Source organism: Kribbella sp. NPDC055110 (assembly GCF_053607525.1).
This window is the reverse complement of sequence record NZ_JBSGTS010000032.1, coordinates 1-17,843: the sequence shown is the minus strand read 5'-3', so window position 1 is coordinate 17,843 and position 17,843 is coordinate 1. Positions and strand designations below refer to the sequence as shown.

Here is a 17,843-nt window from a genome sequence, read left to right as displayed (position 1 = left end):
TCACGGTCCGGCAACTGCCCCGGCCAGGCCGGTCCCAAACCTGTGTCCTTCGGCGTGTCGCTCACAGCCGGTTGACAGCAACCACTCGCTCACCGTGCCGGAGGTAGCCCACTCGTCACCCTCCGTCGCGAACTCGTCAACGGATGGCCCAGTTGGTGGCCAGGCTCAGTTGGTGCTCAGCGGGTGGCGAGGATGTGCAGCTGGGTCGCGAGGGCGCGGAACGCCGGATGCCGGCTGGCCGCCCGCTCGAGCTCGGCCAGCGAGTCGGCGGCCCCGGGCTCGGAGTCGACGAACGCGGACGGCACCAGGTCGGCGAAGGTCCGGACGCCGTGCACGGTATGCACTTTGAACCCGGCATCCGCCAACTGCCCGGTGATCCCGGCCTCGTCGAACCGCCGCGGCATCGGATCGGACGCACCCCAGCGCCCGTCCGGATCCTCCAGCGCGATCCGGGCCTCAGCCAGATGACCGGCCAGCGCCCGGGCCAGGACGACCGCGTTGCGCTGCGCAACCAGCAGACTCAGTACGCCGCCTTCTCGCAGCACCGATGCCATCGCCTGCAGCGCCTGTACCGGATCGTCGACGACCTCCAGCACGCCGTGGCACAGTACGGCGTCCGCGCTCGACTCCCCTGCCAGCCCGGGGAGCTCGGCCGCATCACCCTGAACGCCGCGGACCAGTTCGCTCACGCCTTCGTCCCGGGCGCGGCGCTCCAGCGAGGCCAGCGCGTCCGGGCTCGGGTCGACCACCGTCACCCGATGTCCCTCGACCGCCAACGGAACCGCGAACCCGCCGGTCCCGCCACCCAGATCGACGATGTCCAGGCCGGCACGCTCAGATCCAGCACGGTCCAGTCCAGCACGGTCCGATCCGGCACGGTCCAGTCCAGCGTTGGGATCGGTGCGCGCACGGTCCGCCAACGCGACCCGCAGCGCCTCTCCCACCAACGCCGTCCGCACGCTGCGCCGCCGCCGCTCCACCATCAACCCTCCAGCCGGACCCCATCACCACCCCACCGCGCCACACCCTACTTCCACTCCACCTCGTCCATCCCGCCGACCGCCCGCCCGCTGTCGTAAGCGGTCCATAACTGCTGGGATCTATCGCCGGGCCCGCCGCAGCGCGACGCTCTGGTGCGAGGGGACAGCCGATCACCAGGGAGGGATCATGGCCATCTTCAGCAAGTCCTTCGACGAGCCGGACGAGCACCGTTCACCGGACAAGACGAGCGTCGACGTCGTCAAACTGCCGGGCGCGAGTGTCGCCCGGATCACCTTCCAGCCCGGCTGGCGCTGGTCCGAGTGCATCCGTCCGGTCATCGGCGGCGACGCATGCCAGGTCCGCCATGTCGGAACCCTGCTGTCGGGCGAGATGGAGGTCGTCCACGACGACGGCACCAAGGCACGCCTGGCGCCGGGGAGCGCGTACGTCATCGAACCAGGGCACGACGCGTGGGTCGTCGGCAACGATCCGGCGGTCGGCCTGGAGTTCGAGTCGCTCGCAGCGGAGACGTACGCCAAGGCCTGACACACCGACCGGTCCAGCTGCGGCAGCATTCAGAGAGAGCTGCTGCCTCAGGACGGGGTGCGGCCAATGACGTACAGGCGGCGGGTGGTTTCGGCGCGGGTCGTGATCGGGCTGCGCAGGTACCACTCCGTGTCGGTGAGGCCGGCGGCTTCGACCACGCTCACGATGTACGCCGGGTCGTGGAGGACGTAGTCAAGGTTGACCTCGTGGCCGAGCAGCTCGTCGACGTGGCTGATCTCCTCGCCGGCATGCAGGGCGAGCACCAGCCAACCGCCCGGGTCGAGCGGCCGCGTCAACGCGGAGATCGCATCGGGAAGCTCGGACGCGGCCAGGTGGATGAGCGAGTACCAGCCGAGAACCGCCGCCCACCCGGAGCTCGTCGGCGGACGGCCGAGGCGGCGCAGGTCCCCGACCTCGAATGTCAGGTGTGGGAAGCGCCGACGAGCCTCGGCAACCATCTCCGGCGACAGGTCGACACCGGTCGCATCCGCGCCATGGTCGGCGAGGTACGCCGTGACGTGACCTGGGCCCGAGCCGACCTCCACGATCGGCTGACCGTTGGCGTGGGCAATCACCCGGTCGAGCAGCCAGCGTTCGAACGGCATCGCATCGAGCTCGTCCAGCAACTCGTCCGCGTACGTCGTCGCAACGGCGTCGTACGCCGAACGCACGCGGGCATCACGCTCGTCCGCACCGTCGGCGATGACCGTGTCGCGGTCGACGCTCTCGACGACGGCGACCGCTTCCGCCTCGGACACGGGGCCGAGGAGGTGGATCCAGCGGCGATCGTGCTGCCCGACACGACGTTCCAGTTCACGCACCAGCGGATCGGGGCGCGCGGCCATCCGTCGCAGGCACGCCTCGACGTCGCTCCGGTCCTCGAACTTGTGCAGCCGCTCGGTCCGCGTCCTCAGCTCCCCCGGCGCTTGGGCGCCACGCAGCAGCAACACCGTGATCAGCGCCCGCTCGTCCTCCTCGAGTTCGAGCTTCTCGTCGAGGATCTGGTGGTACTTCAAGGTCCGCCGCCCGACGTCCGCCCAGACGATCCGCACCAGCTCCCGATCGCGCAGCGACCGTGCGGTCCGCTCCACGGTGCCCTGGTCGTAGTCGACGACCGGCTCACGGTTGCTGGTCTGATTACACGCCGTCCGCAACGCGTTCGCCGTCAACGGGTACGACGCCGGCACCGTGCTCTGCTTCTCCAGCAAGCTCCCGAGAACCCGCTGCTCCTCGACATCCAACACCGGAAGTCCGCTCACCCCGCCGACCTTAGACGCTGTCCGGCCGACCTTTGAACACCTTTCTGGACACCTTTCGGTGACTCAGCCGGGCTGGTAGGTGTCGGGGAGGGTCAGCGGCTCGAAGGCGGTGCCGTTGCAGGTGGGACACAGAAAGTCGGATTGAACGCCGGACCGGATCTCGGAGTGGATGCCGGAGCCGGCGCACCGCGTGCACAGGCCGTCGTGCCAGGACTCGCCGGACAGCGCCTGGTGGGGTCGTGGGTAGTGCGTGTCCGGCAGGTAGCACTCGGCATCGGTGAGGGCGTGGACGCGGCCACACAGGTCCTCACCCAGGCCTCTCGACGTTTCGCTCACGGTCGGGATCTCCTCACTGCGGGGTGAGTCCAGGGCGTGTCAGGCACCCCCTAGCTGGCTTGCATCCAGGGTTGGGTGAGGACGGACTGGGGGTCGGTGGTCGCGGTGAGCACCGGGGTGGTGGAGAGCCGCAGGCTGGCTTCCACCTGGGTGTAGAACGTGTCGACGGCGCGCACCAGGTCATCTGCCTCGCGGGTGCTGACGGCGCGCGCCAGGCCGGCCTCGGCGGCGGCGCGCTGGGCGGCGCCGGCGGCGAAGAACGTGGCCCATTCGCCGAACTCCGGCGCGACCTCGGCGAGCAGCACCCAGGCGTTGCGCTGGACCCGGCGGCCTCTGCTCGAGCGGACCGGCCGGGCGCGGACGGCGAGGACCGCCGCCGCGACCCGGAGCGCCGCGACGTGCGCACTCGAGTAGCGGATCAGGTGGTCGTTGGTCTCCGTTGCCTCGGCCAGGGCGGCGCGGGCACGGGACAGCTCTCGGCTGGCCGCGCCGGCCGCGGCCGGCGATACCGGTGAAACAGTCATCGGTCGGTCACCCTTTCCAGTTGCCAACGGCCCGAGTCCGGGTCGTGGGCGAGATCGAACGTCTCCTGCCGTCCGTGCCTTCCGCAACCGGCTTCGACGCGGAAGACCGCTCGCTCCGGCCCCCAGTCCGCGTCCAGCACTCCGACCGCGGCCGGGGTCCTGTCGTCCGAGGCGGGGAGCGTGGCAGCGGGGCGCGAACGGGGGTTGGCCGCCGCTGCCACGCCGGCTGTGTGCGTCCGGGTCGGACGCGACGTCGTACGGGCTGCTGAGCACGCCTCGGCGACGGTGGCCGCATCGATCCGCGCGAGCGAACCGGCGTAGGCGCGCGGGTCGTGGGTGTGGCCGGTGCCGATCACGCCGCGCTCCCACCAGGCGGCGGTCTCGGTCCACTGGGACCTGATGGTGCGGACCCGCCAGAGGCGACCGCGCCAGAGGAACTGGTCGGGGGTCTGCACACCGTCCACGGGCACCGTGTGCACCTCGACGGCGTCGTCGAACTCCCACATGCTCCATCGCCTCCTGTTCGCACCCGGCGCTTGCTTCCGGTCTGGCTCTGCTCCGATGCGGTGTCGAGGGCCGGGCCCCGAGCCGGCGGCCCGGCGGGTGGGCACGGGGTGGGGGTCGAGGACCACCCCGGTGCCCGGCCCGCCGGGACCACCGGATTCCGATGCGGCCGCAACTCCGCACCGGAGCCGTCCAGCTGCCCGGCTCACCTCGGTCCGGCCTCCCGACGAAACCGGGGCCGAGGTAATCGAACATCTGTTCGAACAATGGAAGCGTAGCGCCGCCCGCCGACAATCGTCAACGGCCCGTAATCCCGGCGCGCCGCCCGGCGACCGGTCCGGCCGCCAGACTGGAGATCCAGCAACGGAGGGACGAACGGTGCAGAAACGGACAGCCGGAATCGCCGCGGCGGCGGTCGCCGTCGTGGTGGCAGCGGTCGCGCTGCCGCTCTTCCAGCCGTGGCGGCTCGTCACCGACAAGGTCGTCGACGAGGCGTTGCCCGGCGCTGTTCCGATCTCCACGACTTCATCGTCGACCACGCCACCGACAGTTTCTGTCGAGCCGAAAAGGCCGACCCAGCAGCCGAAGGTTCTGCTGACCGGGAAGCTGATCACGCACGAACACCGGACGTCCGGCACGGTCGCCGTACTCGCCCTCGCCGACGGCAGCCGGATCCTCCGGATCGAGAACCTCGACACCTCCGACGGCCCCGACCTCAAGGTCTGGCTGAGCGACGCCGAGGTGACGCCCGGCCGCGCAGGCTGGCACGTCTTCGACGACGGCCAGTACCGCAACCTGGGCAGCCTCAAGGCCAACCACGGCAACCAGAACTACGCGCTCCCCCACGACCTGAACCTGAACACCTACCGCAGCGTCGCCATCTGGTGCGACCGCTTCAACGTCTCGTTCGGCGCTGCCGCCCTCGCCTAAACAGCTCTCCCGTCCGATGTGTCACGGTCGGCCGGTTGTCGGGGGAAGAGACACCTTCTGGGGGCGCCGGACAGGGAATACCAGGTTCCAACCCACCAGAACCTGTCTCACGGGCCCGCTGTTCACCCACACATTGGGGAGGTGCGCGCATAAGCTCACGGGGTGAGTAGTCATCCCAGTGTGCAGAAGGTGGCGGACGTGCTGGCGGCGGCTGGTGCGACCGGGGAAATCGTGATTCTGGATGAGGCGGTGCCGACTGCGGCGGCTGCGGCGGCGGAGTTGGGTTGTGAGGTCGGGGCGATCGCCAACAGCCTGATCTTCAACGGTGACGGCGCTCCGGTGCTGATCCTGACCTCGGGTGCGCACCGGGTGGACACCGCGAAGGTCGCGGCGGAGCTCGGGATCGCGAAGCTGAAGCGGGCCACGCCGGAGTTCGTCAAGGAGCACACCGGTCAGTCGATCGGTGGCGTCGCCCCGGTCGGGCATCCGGGCCGCGTCCCGACGTACGTCGACACCTCGCTCGAGCAGTACCCGGTGATCTGGGCCGCCGCGGGCATCCCGCACTCGGTGTTCCCGACGACGTACGCCGAACTCCTCGAGCTGACCGCCGGCACGCCGATTACGGTGAACTGAGTACGGCGGGAATTGTGGTCCGCACGAAGCGCCGGGTGAGGCCGGCGCGGGTGTGCCGCCACCAGGGACCGGTCCGCACGTCGGTCCCGTAGCGGCGGCGCCGGATGTCCTCGACGACGTCGGCGGGCGCCCCGAGGCGGGGCAGGACGTCGAAGGCGGCGCGTTTGGTGATGAGGTCGCCGGTGGCCAGCGTGACGTGTGCGCGGGCGATCGTGAGCAGGCTGAGGTCGACCCAGATGTCGGCGTACCAGTTGCTCCGCTTCCGGGTGGCCGGCAGCCAGAACTCGCGCAGGTCGCGGCGGATGAACGCGAACAGTTCCTCGTCGGTCGTCGGCGGGAGCAGCTCCGACGGCGCCGGGCCGTAGAGCGTGCGGTTGCCGATGGCAAGCTCTCGGCGGGTCACCGGCGTCACCGGGCGGTCGAAGTACCGGCCCTGCGCGAACGTCGGGTGCCGGACCGAGAGATCGGCCAACTGGGACGTGTGCATGTAGGAGCAGTGCAGCTTGGCGGCCAGCGGGTCCGCGCGGATCAGCTCTCGATGCGTGTCAGCAACAGCTGCCGAAGGTGATGCGGAGACGACCGCGATCACGTCCAGATCGCTGCGCCCCAGCTGGTAGTCCCCCAGCGCCAGTGAGCCGTGCAGCCAGACCGCCTCCACGGCTGCGACTTCCCGGATCGACGTGACGAAGCCGTCCAGCAAGAGCTGAACGGCTTCGTCGATCACGGCAGACAGACTAAATGGCAGGCCGCACATCCACGTCAGCGGCCCGTACGTAGGCCATCCGGTGGCCGAACCAGATCTGGTAGTACTTGTCCGTCCCGAGCACCTGGACGTGGTCCGCCGGCGGCTCCCCGGCGAACGTCACCGCACGGTAGTAGTCGGTCTCGATGTTCAGGTCACCCACCGGGTAGGCCTGCCCCGCACCGATCGAGTACTGCAGCGGCGTCACCGTCTGGTAGGGAATCCCGACCGGGTACGCCGACTTCTCCGGGTACGCGCGTCCGTACACCGGCACCGACGTGAGCCCGGCCTTCGGCTTCACGACGAGACCCGGCTTGGCGAACGCGTCCGGAGCGGACGCCGGGCTCTTGAACCAGGCCAGCGCGCCCAGGTACCACACGGCTACCCAGTCGCCGTCCCGCTGCGCCACGACGTACTCCGAACCCGCTGCGGCCCGGGAGCCCATGTCGGAGACCTGGGTGGTGCCGTTCGACCCGTCCGGGTGCAGACCGAGGTCCTTGACCAGCGGAGCGTTGTCGTCCGGCGCCTGGCGCAGGTAGACGAAGTTGGTGCCCTGCGGCTTGCACGGCGTACCGGCCGTGTCGCAGCTGTTGACTACCTGGACGTTGTCGGCGAAGCCCGGCTTGATCGAGACGATCGACCCGGTGCGCACCGGCAGCACGGACTTACCCCAGATCGGCGCGCCGACCAGGTCCATGTAGTGCTCCCAGTCCCAGTACGGTCCCGGGTCCCAGTGCATGCCGCGGACCGTGGACGGGACGGTGCCCGGCACCTGGTCGTGGCCGATGATGTGCGCGCGGTCGAGCGGGATGTTGTTCTTGACGGCCAGGTAGCGCACCAGCTTGGCCGAGTTGCGGTACAGCGACTCGGTGTACCAGGTGGCGCCCTGGGCCGCGAAGCCCTCGTGCTCGATGCCGATGCTGTGCATGTTCACGTACCAGTTGCCGGCGTGCCAGGCGACGTCCTTGGCCTTCACGTGCTGCCAGACGTGGCCGTCCGACGAGCGCATCGTGTACTGCCAGCTCACGTACGTCGGGTCCTGCACCAGGTTCAGCACGCCCTGCCAGGTGCCTTCGGTGTCGTGGATGATGATGTAGTCGATCTTGCCGGTCTTGGGTCGGTTGGCGAGGTCGTGGTTGCCGTAGTCGCCGGCACCGAACTCCGAGTACGGCGCGGGCAGCCACTCGCAGCCGAGGGTCGGCGGGCACTCCACGTCGGAGGTGGAGGGCTGCACACCGGCCGGCAGCGACAGCTTGGCGATCTGCGACTTGTCGGGCGTCACGGCGAGCGCCGGCATCACGATCTGCTGGCCCGTGTTCGTCGTACGGGCCGCGCCCTTGGCCATGATCGAGTAGACGTCGTCGGCGAAACCGCCCGCGCCGACCTTGTCCGGGGCCTCGGCGTACGACGCCACCGCGCCGTACCACTCGGCCGGCGAGGTCTCCGCGCCGACCGGGAGGCCGAGCGACTTCTGGTACGACGCCAGCACCGCGGCACCACCGCTGATGTTGGCGGTGGCATCTTCGCGCAGCGCACTCTCGTCGATGCCGGTCAGGTCGGACGCCTTCTGCAGCGTCTGCAGCGACTCGGCCGTGGCGACCTTCTGCTTACCGGACAGGTCCTCGACCTCGGAGTCCCCCAGCGAGGTGAGGTGCATCGGGCCGTAGCCACCTGTGGTGCTCGGAGCACCGGCGTGGTCGTCCCAGCGGGACTCGGCGTACGAGACGGCCAGCAGGACTGGCTCCGGTACGCCGTACTTCGCGGCGGCCTGGCTGAACGCCGAGGCGGCATCAGGCGGTGCGGCCGCGGCTGGTGGACCTCCCAACGACACGCCGACCAGGGCGGCCGGCAGCGCTACCGCAGCGAGTGCGGCAAGAATCTTCGGACGACGCAGCATGATTGTTCTCCTGAACCCGTAGGGCGGGTGCCGGTCACACAGACTGGCAGCCTAGTCACTGTGGGTCGGGGCGACGCGGATGTCAACGGTTAACCAAAACTCACGTTGTCGAGTTCGATACTGACGAAATCATGCCGGTGCCGAGGGTTACGGAGTACCACGATGGAAGCGCTGCCGTTGGCCGTCACGACAGGCTGGGCCAGTGGGGTGAACGCCTATGCCTGCGTGCTGATCCTCGGTCTGCTCGGCCGGTTCGCGGGCGCCGGCGACGTACCGCACTCGCTGACCACGACCCCGGTCCTGATCGTCGCGGGTGCGCTGTTCGCGGTCGAGTTCGTCGCCGACAAGATCCCGTACGTCGACTCCGCCTGGGACGCGATCTCGACCGTCGTCCGGCCCGTGATCGGCGCGGTCCTGGCCGCGCTGATGTCCGGTCAGGCGAGCACGCTGCAGCAGGCCCTGATCGCGACCACCGGCGGCGTGGTGGCGCTGCTGTCGCACGCGGTGAAGGCGAGTCTGCGGCTCGCGATCAACACCTCCCCCGAGCCGGTCACCAACATCGCCGCCTCGTCCGGGGAGGACGTCGCGGTCGCCGGCGTGATGTCATTGGCCGCCTTCCACCCGGAGGTCGCGCTCGTCATCGCCGGGGTGCTGCTGATCCTCGGACTGATCGCGGTGTACTTCGCGTTCAGGTTCATCCGGCGCGGGTATGTCAGATTCAGGGCTTGGCGAGAGAAAAGTGTTGCCTAATGGCGAATGTGATTGTCGTGGGTGCCGGTCTGGCCGGTCTCGCGAGTGCTGTGCGGCTGGCCAAGCTCGGTCACCAGGTGACCATCTGCGAACGCAACGAGCACCTGGGCGGCGCGCTCGGCCGCGTACAGGCGGACGGGTTCACCTGGGACGCCGGAGCCGCCAGTACGACGCTGCCGGCCGCGCTGCGCGACCTGTTCCGCAAGAGCGGCCGTCCGATCGAGAGTCTGGTGCAGCTGGACCCGGTGTCCGAGCCACGTCGCCACATGTTCTCTGACGGCTCCGTGCTCGACCTGCCCGTCAGCGACCGCGGTGCACAAGAAGAAGCCTGGACCGACCTGGCAGGTGCACCTGTGGCCGAGCAGTGGACCGCACTGGTCGACGCGTACGGCGAGACCTGGCAGATCCTCCGCAAGACGTCACTGGAGCCACCGCTCGAGGACAAGCTGCCGATCAAGACCATTCGCGCCCTCAAGCCGTGGCAGTCGCTGGAGAAGGTCGCGCAGCGCGAGCTGACCGACGACCGCGCCCGTGCGGTACTACGGCACTTCGCAGCCCAAGGCGGATCGGACGCCAGCCTCACACCGGGGTACGTCGGCGTCTGGTCGTACCTGGAGCGCACCTTCGGGCGCTGGACGATCGCAGGTGGATTCGGCGCACTGGCCGACGCCCTGGTGCAACGCGCCAGCGAGCGGAAGATCACGGTGCGCACCAGTGCAGAGGTGGTCGCCGTCTCGACCGCAGGTGGGGCAGTGACCGGCGTACGGCTCGCTGACGGTGAGGAGCTGCTCGCGGACATCGTCGTGAGCGACGTGGACCCAAGGATCCTGTACGAGTCCTTCGTCGACGATCCGGTCGCCAAGAAAGCCCGCAAGCGGATCCTGTCCACGCACCAGGCGCAGGCGGCGTACGTCGTACATCTCGGTCTGAAGGATCCGGTGCCGCAGCTGCCGTTCGAGACCGTGCTGCACGGGACACCGCCCGTAGTCGTCCGCACAGGTGGTACAGCACCCGCCGGGCACCAGGCCTGGTCCGTGCTGGTCCACGGCTACCCGACTGACGACGTACTGGACCTCTTGGTCGCCCGTGGCCTGCCTGTCCGGGAGAACGTGGTGTCACGGCAGACGTCACCGTCTTGGTGGGCGGGTGTGGCCTGGGAGGGCTACAGGACCGCCCGCCGCCGGGCCACCAACGTGTCACCGGTGAAGGGCTTGTACTGCGTCGGCGCGGGCGCGCACCCGGGCTCCGGTGTGCCCGCCACCACACTCGGCGCCGCGATCGTGGCCGACGCCATCGGGAAGGCCTGAGACCGCTGTGGGGTTGGACAAGGAGGCCAACTAAGATTGGTTGTTCCTGTGTTCTGAGTCGGGGCGGGTCCCGGCCGTAGAGAGGACCTCGGTGGATCAAACCCCCACATCAGCCGATCACGACACCCATGACGACCATGACACCGTGGAGCGGGCTGAGCTGGCGGCGGAGCAACAGCATGTCGACCGGGTGTACGGCCGGGTCGAGGAGGCCGCGCGGTCCGCGTCCCGGATCGCCGTCGAAGGCCACCAGCGCGGCCAGGCGCAGAACGTCGGGCGGGTCCGCGACGAGGAGCAGACCGGTCTGTACGAGCGCGACGTGCTGGTGTTCGCGGCCGCGCGCCGGATCGCCGAGCTGGACGCCGAGCACGAAGGCCTGGTCTTCGGCCGGCTCGACTCCGACCACGGCGACGACGAGGCGGCCGCGGCGACCGCGGACGCGCTCGAGAAGCTGTACGTCGGGCGTATCGGTGTGCGCGACGCGGAGTACGAACCGCTGGTGATCGACTGGCGCGCGCCTGCGGCCGAGCCGTTCTACCGCGCCACCCCAACGGACCGGCAGAAGGTCGTCCGGCGCCGCGTCCTGCGGAACAAGGGCGCGCGGATCGTCGGCCTCGAGGACGACCTGTTGGCGCCGGAGCGGGCGCCGGAGGACCTGCCGGTGATGGGCGAGGGCGCGCTGATGGCGTCGCTGTCGCGGGCCCGTGGGCACACGATGCGCGACATCGTCGCCACCATCCAGGCTGAGCAGGACGAGGCGATCCGGGCACCAGCCCGTGGCGTCACCGTCATCGGCGGCGGACCGGGCACCGGCAAGACAGTGGTCGCCCTGCACAGGGCGGCGTACCTGCTGTACAGCGACCGCAGGCGCTTCGAGCGTGGCGGCGTACTGGTCGTCGGACCGTCAGCCGCGTTCATGGCCTACATCGAGCGGGTGCTGCCGAGCCTCGGGGAGAACACGGTCTCGCTGCGGGCTGTGGGCGAGCTGGTCGACGGTGTGAAGGCCACTGCGGTCGACAACGCCGCAGCTGCTGCCGTCAAGGGTTCGCTGCGGATGCGTGCGGTGCTGTCACGTGCTGCCCGCGACCGGGTGCCGAACGCGCCCACGAACCTGCGGGTGTTCATCGGCGGCGCCACGGTCGAGCTGGACGCCAACCAGCTCGACAACGTACGGCGGAACGCGCTGCGCCGTACCGTCCGCAACCGGGCCGCCGCTGAGGCCCGGAAGGGTCTGATCGCGGCACTGTGGCAGCGGTTCCCGGAGGACCTGCGCAACGGGCCTCTGGGCGACCGCGAGGCGTTCGGCGACCGCGTCACCGACACCCCGGCGTTCCGCACGTTCTTCAGCCAGTGGTGGCCGATGCTGACCCCAGAAGCGGTACTGCGGTGGCTCGGCGACCCACGCCGCCTCCAGCGATGGGCCCGCAACGACCTGACCCCCGCTGAGGTCGACGCACTCGCTACCGCGATCCGTACGACCGACGAGTTCACCATTGCCGACGTGGCGTTGCTGGACGAGCTGACCGAGTTCCTGGGACGTCCTCCGATCGTGGAGAACACCGACGAAGAGTTCGACTGGCTCGAAGGGCTGTCGGACGGCGTCAACGAAGTACTGACCACCTCCGAGCGTCGGACCCGGGCCGCGGCGGCACGGGAGGCGGAGGAGCCGGAGGAGTACGCGCACGTGCTGGTGGACGAGGCGCAGGACCTGTCCCCCATGCAGTGGCGGATGGTCACGCGGCGCGGGCCGCAGGCCAGCTGGACGATCGTCGGCGATCCTGCGCAGAGCTCCTGGCCGGATCCGGACGAGGCGCGGGCCGCGATGGACTCGATGCTGTCGCACCTGCAGCGGCATGCGTTCCGGCTGTCCACCAACTACCGGAACTCGGCTGAGATCTACTCGTTCGCCGGTGAGGTGATCCGGCAGTCGATCCCGGACGCGGACCTGCCGAACGCGGTTCGCAGTACCGGAGTGGAGCCGGAGCACCGGATCTTCGACGCCGCCAAGGTCGCCGAGGCGGCCGGTGACGCGGCCGTGGAGTTGCTGCAGCTGGTCGAGGGCACCGTCGGCGTCATCGTGCCGCCGGCGCTCCGCCCGGTCGTCGACCCGGTGCTCGCCGAGCTGAACGATCCGCGGGTGGTCGCGGTCAGCCCGCTCGACTCCAAGGGCCTCGAGTACGACGCCGTGGTCGTCGTCGAACCGGACCGGATCGTCAGCGACACACTGGGCGGCGTACGGGCGCTGTACGTCGTACTCACCCGCGCCACCCAGCGCCTGATCACCGTCAACAGCACCACCCGCTGGCTACCCTGACGCTGACGCTTACGTCCGAAGAAGTGCGGGTGCGCACCCTCACTTCTTCGGACGTAACGGTCAGGCGCGCGGTACGACGTACGAGACGAGGTCGGCGTCGTTGGCCGAGAGGTCGGCCCAGCGGGTGGTGAGGTGCAGGATCGCGAGGCCGGAGGTCGGGTACTTCTGGGTGAGCTCGACGCGCTCGGGGCTGGTGCCGTCCAGGGCCAGCTCGTCGGCGAGCCACGGGATGCCCGGCGCGTGGCCGACCACGATCACGGTGCGGGCCTCGGCCGGCGCGTCGTGGATGACGTCGAGGAGCCCTTCGCTGTCGGCGCTGTAGATCCGCTTGTCGTACCAGACGTCCTTCGCGGTGACGCCGGCCTCGGCGACGTACTTCCAGGTCTCGCGGGTGCGCTTCGACGGCGAGCACAGGACCAGGTCGGCTTCGATGCCTTGGGCAACGAGATGCCGGCCGGCGGCGCCCGCGTCGGCGCGGCCGCGGTCGGCCAACGGGCGGTCGAGGTCCGGCAGATCCGGCCTGGTCTCCGGCGGCACCGCCTTCGCGTGCCGGAGCAGGACGAGCGTGCGGTCGATCAACAGGTCCGACGGGTCAGCCATTGCGTCAGGATACGACGGCGGCTGTGAGGTTGCGGAAGACCTGTCGCGTCGCGGTGGATCTGTTCAGGGTGATGAAGTGGATGCCGGGTGCGCCGCCGGCCAGCAGGCGTTCGCACAGCTCGGTCGCGATCTCGACGCCGACCTCGCGGACGGCGGCCGGGTCGTCCTCGACGGCGAGCAGCCGCTCGGTGACGGCGGCCGGTAGCGCCATACCGGTGAGGTCGGCCATCCGCTGGATCTGCTTGATGTTCGTGACCGGCATGATGCCCGGCAGCACCGGGATGTCGCAGCCGAGCGCGGCGGCCCGGTCGACGAGCCGGAAGTAGTCGTCGGCGCCGAAGAACATCTGCGTGATCGCGTAGTCGGCGCCGGCCTGGGCTTTCGCGGCGAGCACCTGCGCGTCCGCCTCGAGCGAGGTCGCCTCCGGGTGCTTGTCCGGGAAGGCAGCGACGCCGACGCAGAAGTCGCCGAGCGAACGGATCAGCTCGACCAGCTCGATGGCGTGGTTGAGGCCTTCGGGGTGCGCGACCCACGGCTGGTTCGGACCGCCCGGCGGGTCGCCGCGGAGCGCGAGCATGTTGCGTACGCCGGATCCGGCGTACGCGCCGATCACGGAGCGCAGCTCGTCGCGGGAGTGTGCGACGCAGGTCAGGTGCCCGAGCGGCGTCAGCGACGTGTCCTGCGCGACCCGTTCGGTGACCCGGATGGTGCCGTCACGCGTTGTCCCGCCGGCGCCGTACGTGATCGAGACGAAGGTCGGCCGCAGCTGCTCGATCTCGCGGATCGACCGCCACAGCACCTCCTCCGCCTCGGCGGTCTTCGGCGGGAAGAACTCGAACGAGAAGGATCGGTCTCCGGACGCGAGCAGCTCGCGGATCGTCGGCGCACCGCCGGGAAGCGTCGAGGGAAGACCGTTGGCCATGGCGATCAGGTTACCCGCGGTGAGCCTTGGCGTCTGCCCACCGACTACGCTCCGAGACGTGGACGATGTGGACATCCCGGGCGGGATCCAGCGGGCGCTCAGTGAGTTCCTCGACCGGCAGGAGGAGCGGCTGGGCGCCATCGGGCCGGAGCTGGCCGAGCAGGTACAGGCCGCGCGGGACGCGACCAGCGGCGGCAAGCGGCTGCGTCCGTCCTTCTGTTACTGGGGTTTCCGCGCTGCGGGCGGCGACCCGGCGCTACCGATCCTGACCGCCGCGGCGAGCCTGGAGATGCTGCACGTCAGCGCGCTGGTGCACGACGACGTGATGGATTCCTCGGACGTACGGCGGGGCGCGCCAGCTGCCCATCGCCGGTTCGAGGCGCTGCAGCGGGAACGGTCCGCGAAATCGGGACACGGCGCGGATCCGGTCGGGTTCGGCGTCGGCGCCGCGATCCTGCTCGGAGACCTGTGCCTGATCTGGGCCGACGAGCTGCTGCACACGTCGGGATTCGACGCGGCGGCCCTGGCCCGGGCGGAGCGGTACTTCGACGCCGTACGGGTCGAGGTGACGGCCGGGCAGTACCTCGATCTGCTCGCGCAGGCGAGTGGCGAGTCGGACATGGATCTGGCGCTGCGGGTGCTGCGGTACAAGTCGGCGACGTACACGATCGAGCGGCCCCTGCACGTCGGTGCTGCGCTGGGTGGCGGGGACGCGCAGTTGATCTCGTCGCTGTCCGGATACGGGCTGCCGCTGGGCGAGGCGTTCCAGTTGCGCGACGATCTGCTCGGGGTATTCGGGGATCCCGCCCTCACCGGCAAGCCGGCCGGGGACGATCTGCGCGAGGGCAAGCGGACGGTCCTGATCGCGTACGCCGTCGACCACGCGTCGGAGATCCAGCTGACCGAGTTCGACCGGCTCTTCGGGCGGCCGGACCTCGACGACGACGAGATCCAACTGCTCCGCGAGATCCTCCAGGACTCCCGCGCCGTACAGGCCTGCGAAGACCTCATCACCGAGCGCACCGAGGACGCCCTCGACGCCCTCGACCAGGCCCCCTTGGCCGACGACACCGCCCGTAAGGCCCTCACCGACCTGGCGGTCGCGGCGACCTCGCGCGTCGTCTGACTACTGATCCGCCAGCAGGTTGATCAGGCGGAGGAGGTCTGCGGTGGCGGGAAGGTTGCCGAGGACGATGACCTTGAGGACGGCGCGCTCCTCGTCGTAGATCGTCTCGGCCTTGAGGTGGACCGCCTCGGGCTGGTTGAGGGCACCGTGGATGTGGGTGCTGAGGCGGTCGGCGGTGGCGCGGTCGACCGCGTCGATGTGGACGATGCTGGACGCCTCGACGTGCCGCGTGGAGCGGTCGACGGCGATCACGGCGGCCGGCGTACCGGTGAATTCCTCGAGGTCCTCGCGGGTGATCCGGTACTGCTTCCCGATCCGCACCGCCTTCAGCCGCCCGTCGCGGACGTAGTTCCGGATCGTACGGACGTGCAGGCCCAACTGGTTGGCCACCTGCTCCACCGAATACAGCTCCTGGGCCATCTTCTCAGCGTAAGGCATTTCCTTAGAATTCCCTATAAATAGCCGAATCGAGGAGCTTACGGTATTTTGGGGTACATGGTGCTACTGGCTGGAGTGCAGGTCCACGTGAGCGACACGACGCTCGGAGACGAGAGCGACGCCGTGCAACTGATCGTCGACGCGCACTACGCGCACCAGGCCGAGTGGATCGCGTTCTCGCCGGAGCAGTTGGGGGACGAGTTCTTCGAGCTGAGCAGTGGGCGGGCCGGGGCGATCACGCAGAAGTTCGTGACGTACCAGATGGGCCTGGCCGTCGTCGGCGACATCTCGGAGCGGGTCGCGGCGAGCAAGCCGCTCGCGGACTGGGTGCGGGAGAGCAACCGCGGCCGCAATCTGTTGTTCGCAGCGGACCTCGGCGAACTGACGGAGCAGCTACAGGACCGGCAGTGAGCTCAGGAGGTCGGGCGTTTCCTTCTCGGCGATGAGCACGCGGAGCTGGCCGGAGTTCGTGGTGTCCTCGGCGAAGATCTGCAGTGCGACGTCGACCGTGTCGTGGTCGTGTTCGAGCAGGTGCCGCAGGCCGGTCCACAGCACGACCTCGGGTGCGCCCGTCGACCGGTCGCTCAGCGAGTCGGCCAGTGCGTCCCAGTTCCGGCCGAACCAGCGCGGCAGATCGAACGCGGTCGCGCACAGGTCGAGGAACCCGGTCTTGTCGTGGATCTCCCCGGTGTCGAGCAGGACGAACCCGAACCCGGCGGCGGCAGCATCCCGGCGTACGTCGGCAGCGTCCGGGGCGGATCGCCAGCGGTAGACACCGGGCCGCAGCCCTTCGGTCAACAGCTTGCTCAGCGAGCTCATGAAGTTCCCCCGTTTTCCGCGATCCGGCGGAAAGACTTGTAATGGTCGTCCGTGTAATAACGCTCGCCGTCGTTGCCGGTCACGATCCGGCGGGCGCCTCGGTCCTTCTCCCCCGGCGTCTTCACGGTGTACTCGTGGTAGTAGCCGCGGTCGTGCTTGGGCAGGATCTTCTCGAGGTTGCCGAACACCACACCGTCGCGGCTGTACGGGTACGGGCCGCCCTGGTCGATCAGCTTCAGCGTGTCCTGCCCCTCCTTCGGCAGGTCCGCCACGGCGACGTACTTGAGTCCGCTGGTCGGGTCGACGTCTGCTTTCTTGTCGGCCGCACAACCGAACAGCGACGCCGCGAGGGTGATCACGAGCATGGCGATCACGACGACCGCGACGATCCGCGCGGCCTTCGGGTTGTTGATCACCGAAGCCTCCGGCTGAACGCGGCGGCCGCCTCCCCCGGATCGTCCGCCTCGGTGATCGCCCGTACGACGACCACGCGTGTTGCGCCCGCTTCGAGTACGTCGTCCAGCCGCTCCAGGTCGATGCCGCCGATCGCGAACCACGGCTTCGACTGTTTGCGGCCGGCCGCGTACGACACCAGGTCCAGACCGGCGGCCTGCCGCCCCGGCTTGGTGGGCGTCGCCCAGGTCGGCCCGACGCAGAAGTAGTCCGAACCCACCTCGTCGACCGCGGCGTTCACCTGGCTGAACGTGTGCGTCGAGCGCCCGACGATCGGACCGGGCCCGACGATCGCGCGAGCGGCATGCACCGGCAGGTCACGCTGCCCCAGGTGCAGTACGTCGGCACCCGCGGCGAACGCGATGTCAGCGCGGTCGTTGACGGCCAGGAGCTTGCCGTGCCGCCGGCACGCGTCCGCGAACACCTCCAGCGCGGCCAGCTCGTCGGCAGCCTCCATCTCCTTCTGCCGGAGCTGCACGATGTCCACGCCGCCGGCCAGCGCGGCGTCCAGGAACTGTTGGAGGTCGCCCTGCTTCTCGCGCGCATCCGTGCACAGGTAGAGCCGGGCATCCGCGAGACGGTCGGTGTGGTCAGTCACACCCCAAAGCCTGCCATGTCCCCGCAGAAGTAGGGTTGAGGGCATGCTGTGTTGGATGCCACGCCTCCGGCGCGGCGGGTCATGGGGCTGTGACTCCCGGTCTTCCCTCGTCGCTCCGGTCGCTTCGCTCCCTCCGCTCCTCAGTCCAGACCGGGAGGCCCCAT

The 17,843-nt window shown here is 69.6% G+C and carries 21 protein-coding genes; 8 read left to right on the top strand and 13 right to left on the bottom strand.

Annotated elements, in window-relative coordinates:
- Positions 1–176 precede the first annotated feature (176 nt).
- Positions 177–983 carry a methyltransferase domain-containing protein gene (locus tag ACWF0M_RS33745; protein ID WP_452239803.1) on the bottom strand — a complete coding sequence of 269 codons (807 nt, stop codon included), beginning with the start codon at positions 981–983 and terminating at the stop codon, positions 177–179.
- A gap of 184 nt (positions 984–1,167) precedes the next feature.
- Between ACWF0M_RS33745 and ACWF0M_RS33740 the strand changes: the two genes are divergently transcribed.
- Complete coding sequence (locus ACWF0M_RS33740; RefSeq protein ID WP_452239802.1) at positions 1,168–1,527, top strand: cupin domain-containing protein; 360 nt, start codon at positions 1,168–1,170, stop codon at positions 1,525–1,527.
- Positions 1,528–1,574: 47 nt separating this feature from the next.
- On the opposite strand, the gene ACWF0M_RS33735 is transcribed toward ACWF0M_RS33740, so the two are convergent.
- The 4 genes from ACWF0M_RS33735 to ACWF0M_RS33720 form a co-directional block, all read right to left on the bottom strand.
- Complete coding sequence (locus ACWF0M_RS33735) at positions 1,575–2,786, bottom strand: DUF480 domain-containing protein (RefSeq protein ID WP_452239801.1); 1,212 nt, start codon at positions 2,784–2,786, stop codon at positions 1,575–1,577.
- A gap of 63 nt (positions 2,787–2,849) precedes the next feature.
- Entirely contained in the window at positions 2,850–3,122 is a 273-nt protein-coding gene (locus ACWF0M_RS33730; RefSeq protein WP_452239800.1) for a hypothetical protein, read from the bottom strand.
- A gap of 50 nt (positions 3,123–3,172) precedes the next feature.
- The gene (locus ACWF0M_RS33725; protein WP_452239799.1) at positions 3,173–3,646 is read right to left on the bottom strand and encodes an SAV_6107 family HEPN domain-containing protein; all 474 of its coding nucleotides are present in this window, start codon (positions 3,644–3,646) and stop codon (positions 3,173–3,175) included.
- Positions 3,643–4,152, bottom strand: coding sequence for a DUF6504 family protein (locus tag ACWF0M_RS33720; RefSeq protein WP_452239798.1), 510 nt, complete (start codon positions 4,150–4,152; stop codon positions 3,643–3,645). The genes ACWF0M_RS33725 and ACWF0M_RS33720 overlap by 4 nt, the downstream gene beginning before the upstream one ends.
- A 376-nt stretch (positions 4,153–4,528) precedes the next feature.
- On the opposite strand from ACWF0M_RS33720, the gene ACWF0M_RS33715 reads away from it, so the two are divergent.
- The gene (locus ACWF0M_RS33715) at positions 4,529–5,080 is read left to right on the top strand and encodes a DM13 domain-containing protein (RefSeq protein ID WP_452239797.1); all 552 of its coding nucleotides are present in this window, start codon (positions 4,529–4,531) and stop codon (positions 5,078–5,080) included.
- Between the two features lie 162 nt (positions 5,081–5,242).
- Positions 5,243–5,713, top strand: a complete 471-nt coding sequence (locus tag ACWF0M_RS33710) for a YbaK/EbsC family protein (RefSeq protein ID WP_452239796.1) — start codon at positions 5,243–5,245, stop codon at positions 5,711–5,713.
- Here the strand turns inward: ACWF0M_RS33710 and ACWF0M_RS33705 are convergent.
- Positions 5,700–6,437 carry a hypothetical protein gene (locus tag ACWF0M_RS33705; protein ID WP_452239795.1) on the bottom strand — a complete coding sequence of 246 codons (738 nt, stop codon included), beginning with the start codon at positions 6,435–6,437 and terminating at the stop codon, positions 5,700–5,702. The genes ACWF0M_RS33710 and ACWF0M_RS33705 overlap by 14 nt on opposite strands.
- A gap of 10 nt (positions 6,438–6,447) precedes the next feature.
- Complete coding sequence (locus ACWF0M_RS33700) at positions 6,448–8,352, bottom strand: N-acetylmuramoyl-L-alanine amidase (protein WP_452239794.1); 1,905 nt, start codon at positions 8,350–8,352, stop codon at positions 6,448–6,450.
- A gap of 162 nt (positions 8,353–8,514) precedes the next feature.
- Between ACWF0M_RS33700 and ACWF0M_RS33695 the strand changes: the two genes are divergently transcribed.
- From ACWF0M_RS33695 to ACWF0M_RS33685, 3 genes are all read left to right on the top strand, one after another.
- Positions 8,515–9,102, top strand: a complete 588-nt coding sequence (locus ACWF0M_RS33695) for a DUF4126 domain-containing protein (RefSeq protein ID WP_452239793.1) — start codon at positions 8,515–8,517, stop codon at positions 9,100–9,102.
- Positions 9,102–10,409: a phytoene desaturase family protein gene (locus ACWF0M_RS33690; protein ID WP_452239792.1), complete on the top strand. Its 1,308-nt coding sequence runs from the start codon at positions 9,102–9,104 to the stop codon at positions 10,407–10,409. The genes ACWF0M_RS33695 and ACWF0M_RS33690 overlap by 1 nt, the downstream gene beginning before the upstream one ends.
- A gap of 91 nt (positions 10,410–10,500) precedes the next feature.
- A complete protein-coding gene (locus ACWF0M_RS33685; RefSeq protein ID WP_452239791.1) occupies positions 10,501–12,723 on the top strand; it encodes a HelD family protein in 2,223 nt (740 codons plus the stop codon).
- Positions 12,724–12,783: 60 nt separating this feature from the next.
- Here the strand turns inward: ACWF0M_RS33685 and ACWF0M_RS33680 are convergent, their stop codons facing one another.
- Positions 12,784–13,323, bottom strand: coding sequence for a SixA phosphatase family protein (locus tag ACWF0M_RS33680; protein ID WP_452239790.1), 540 nt, complete (start codon positions 13,321–13,323; stop codon positions 12,784–12,786).
- Positions 13,324–13,327: 4 nt separating this feature from the next.
- Positions 13,328–14,245 (bottom strand): methylenetetrahydrofolate reductase [NAD(P)H], encoded by a 918-nt coding sequence (gene metF, locus ACWF0M_RS33675; protein WP_452239789.1) that lies wholly within the window; start codon positions 14,243–14,245, stop codon positions 13,328–13,330.
- A 58-nt stretch (positions 14,246–14,303) separates the two neighbouring features.
- Here metF and ACWF0M_RS33670 point away from each other — a divergent pair, with 58 nt between their 5' ends.
- On the top strand, positions 14,304–15,371 hold the full coding sequence (locus ACWF0M_RS33670; RefSeq protein WP_452239788.1) for a polyprenyl synthetase family protein: 1,068 nt from the start codon (positions 14,304–14,306) through the stop codon (positions 15,369–15,371).
- On the opposite strand, the gene ACWF0M_RS33665 is transcribed toward ACWF0M_RS33670, so the two are convergent.
- Positions 15,372–15,809: a helix-turn-helix domain-containing protein gene (locus ACWF0M_RS33665; protein WP_452239787.1), complete on the bottom strand. Its 438-nt coding sequence runs from the start codon at positions 15,807–15,809 to the stop codon at positions 15,372–15,374. It abuts the gene before it with no gap.
- A 57-nt stretch (positions 15,810–15,866) separates the two neighbouring features.
- On the opposite strand from ACWF0M_RS33665, the gene ACWF0M_RS33660 reads away from it, so the two are divergent.
- Entirely contained in the window at positions 15,867–16,220 is a 354-nt protein-coding gene (locus ACWF0M_RS33660) for a DUF4180 domain-containing protein (RefSeq protein ID WP_452239786.1), read from the top strand.
- Here ACWF0M_RS33660 and ACWF0M_RS33655 read toward each other — a convergent pair.
- The 3 genes from ACWF0M_RS33655 to thiE are packed head-to-tail and all read right to left on the bottom strand — an operon-like array spanning position 16,203 to position 17,679.
- On the bottom strand, positions 16,203–16,628 hold the full coding sequence (locus ACWF0M_RS33655; protein ID WP_452239785.1) for a barstar family protein: 426 nt from the start codon (positions 16,626–16,628) through the stop codon (positions 16,203–16,205). The genes ACWF0M_RS33660 and ACWF0M_RS33655 overlap by 18 nt on opposite strands.
- The gene (locus tag ACWF0M_RS33650) at positions 16,625–17,044 is read right to left on the bottom strand and encodes a ribonuclease domain-containing protein (protein ID WP_452239784.1); all 420 of its coding nucleotides are present in this window, start codon (positions 17,042–17,044) and stop codon (positions 16,625–16,627) included. Before ACWF0M_RS33650 ends, ACWF0M_RS33655 begins: the two co-directional genes overlap by 4 nt.
- Positions 17,041–17,679: a thiamine phosphate synthase gene (thiE, locus tag ACWF0M_RS33645; RefSeq protein ID WP_452239783.1), complete on the bottom strand. Its 639-nt coding sequence runs from the start codon at positions 17,677–17,679 to the stop codon at positions 17,041–17,043. The genes ACWF0M_RS33650 and thiE overlap by 4 nt, the downstream gene beginning before the upstream one ends.
- Between the last annotated feature and the right edge of the window lie 164 nt (positions 17,680–17,843).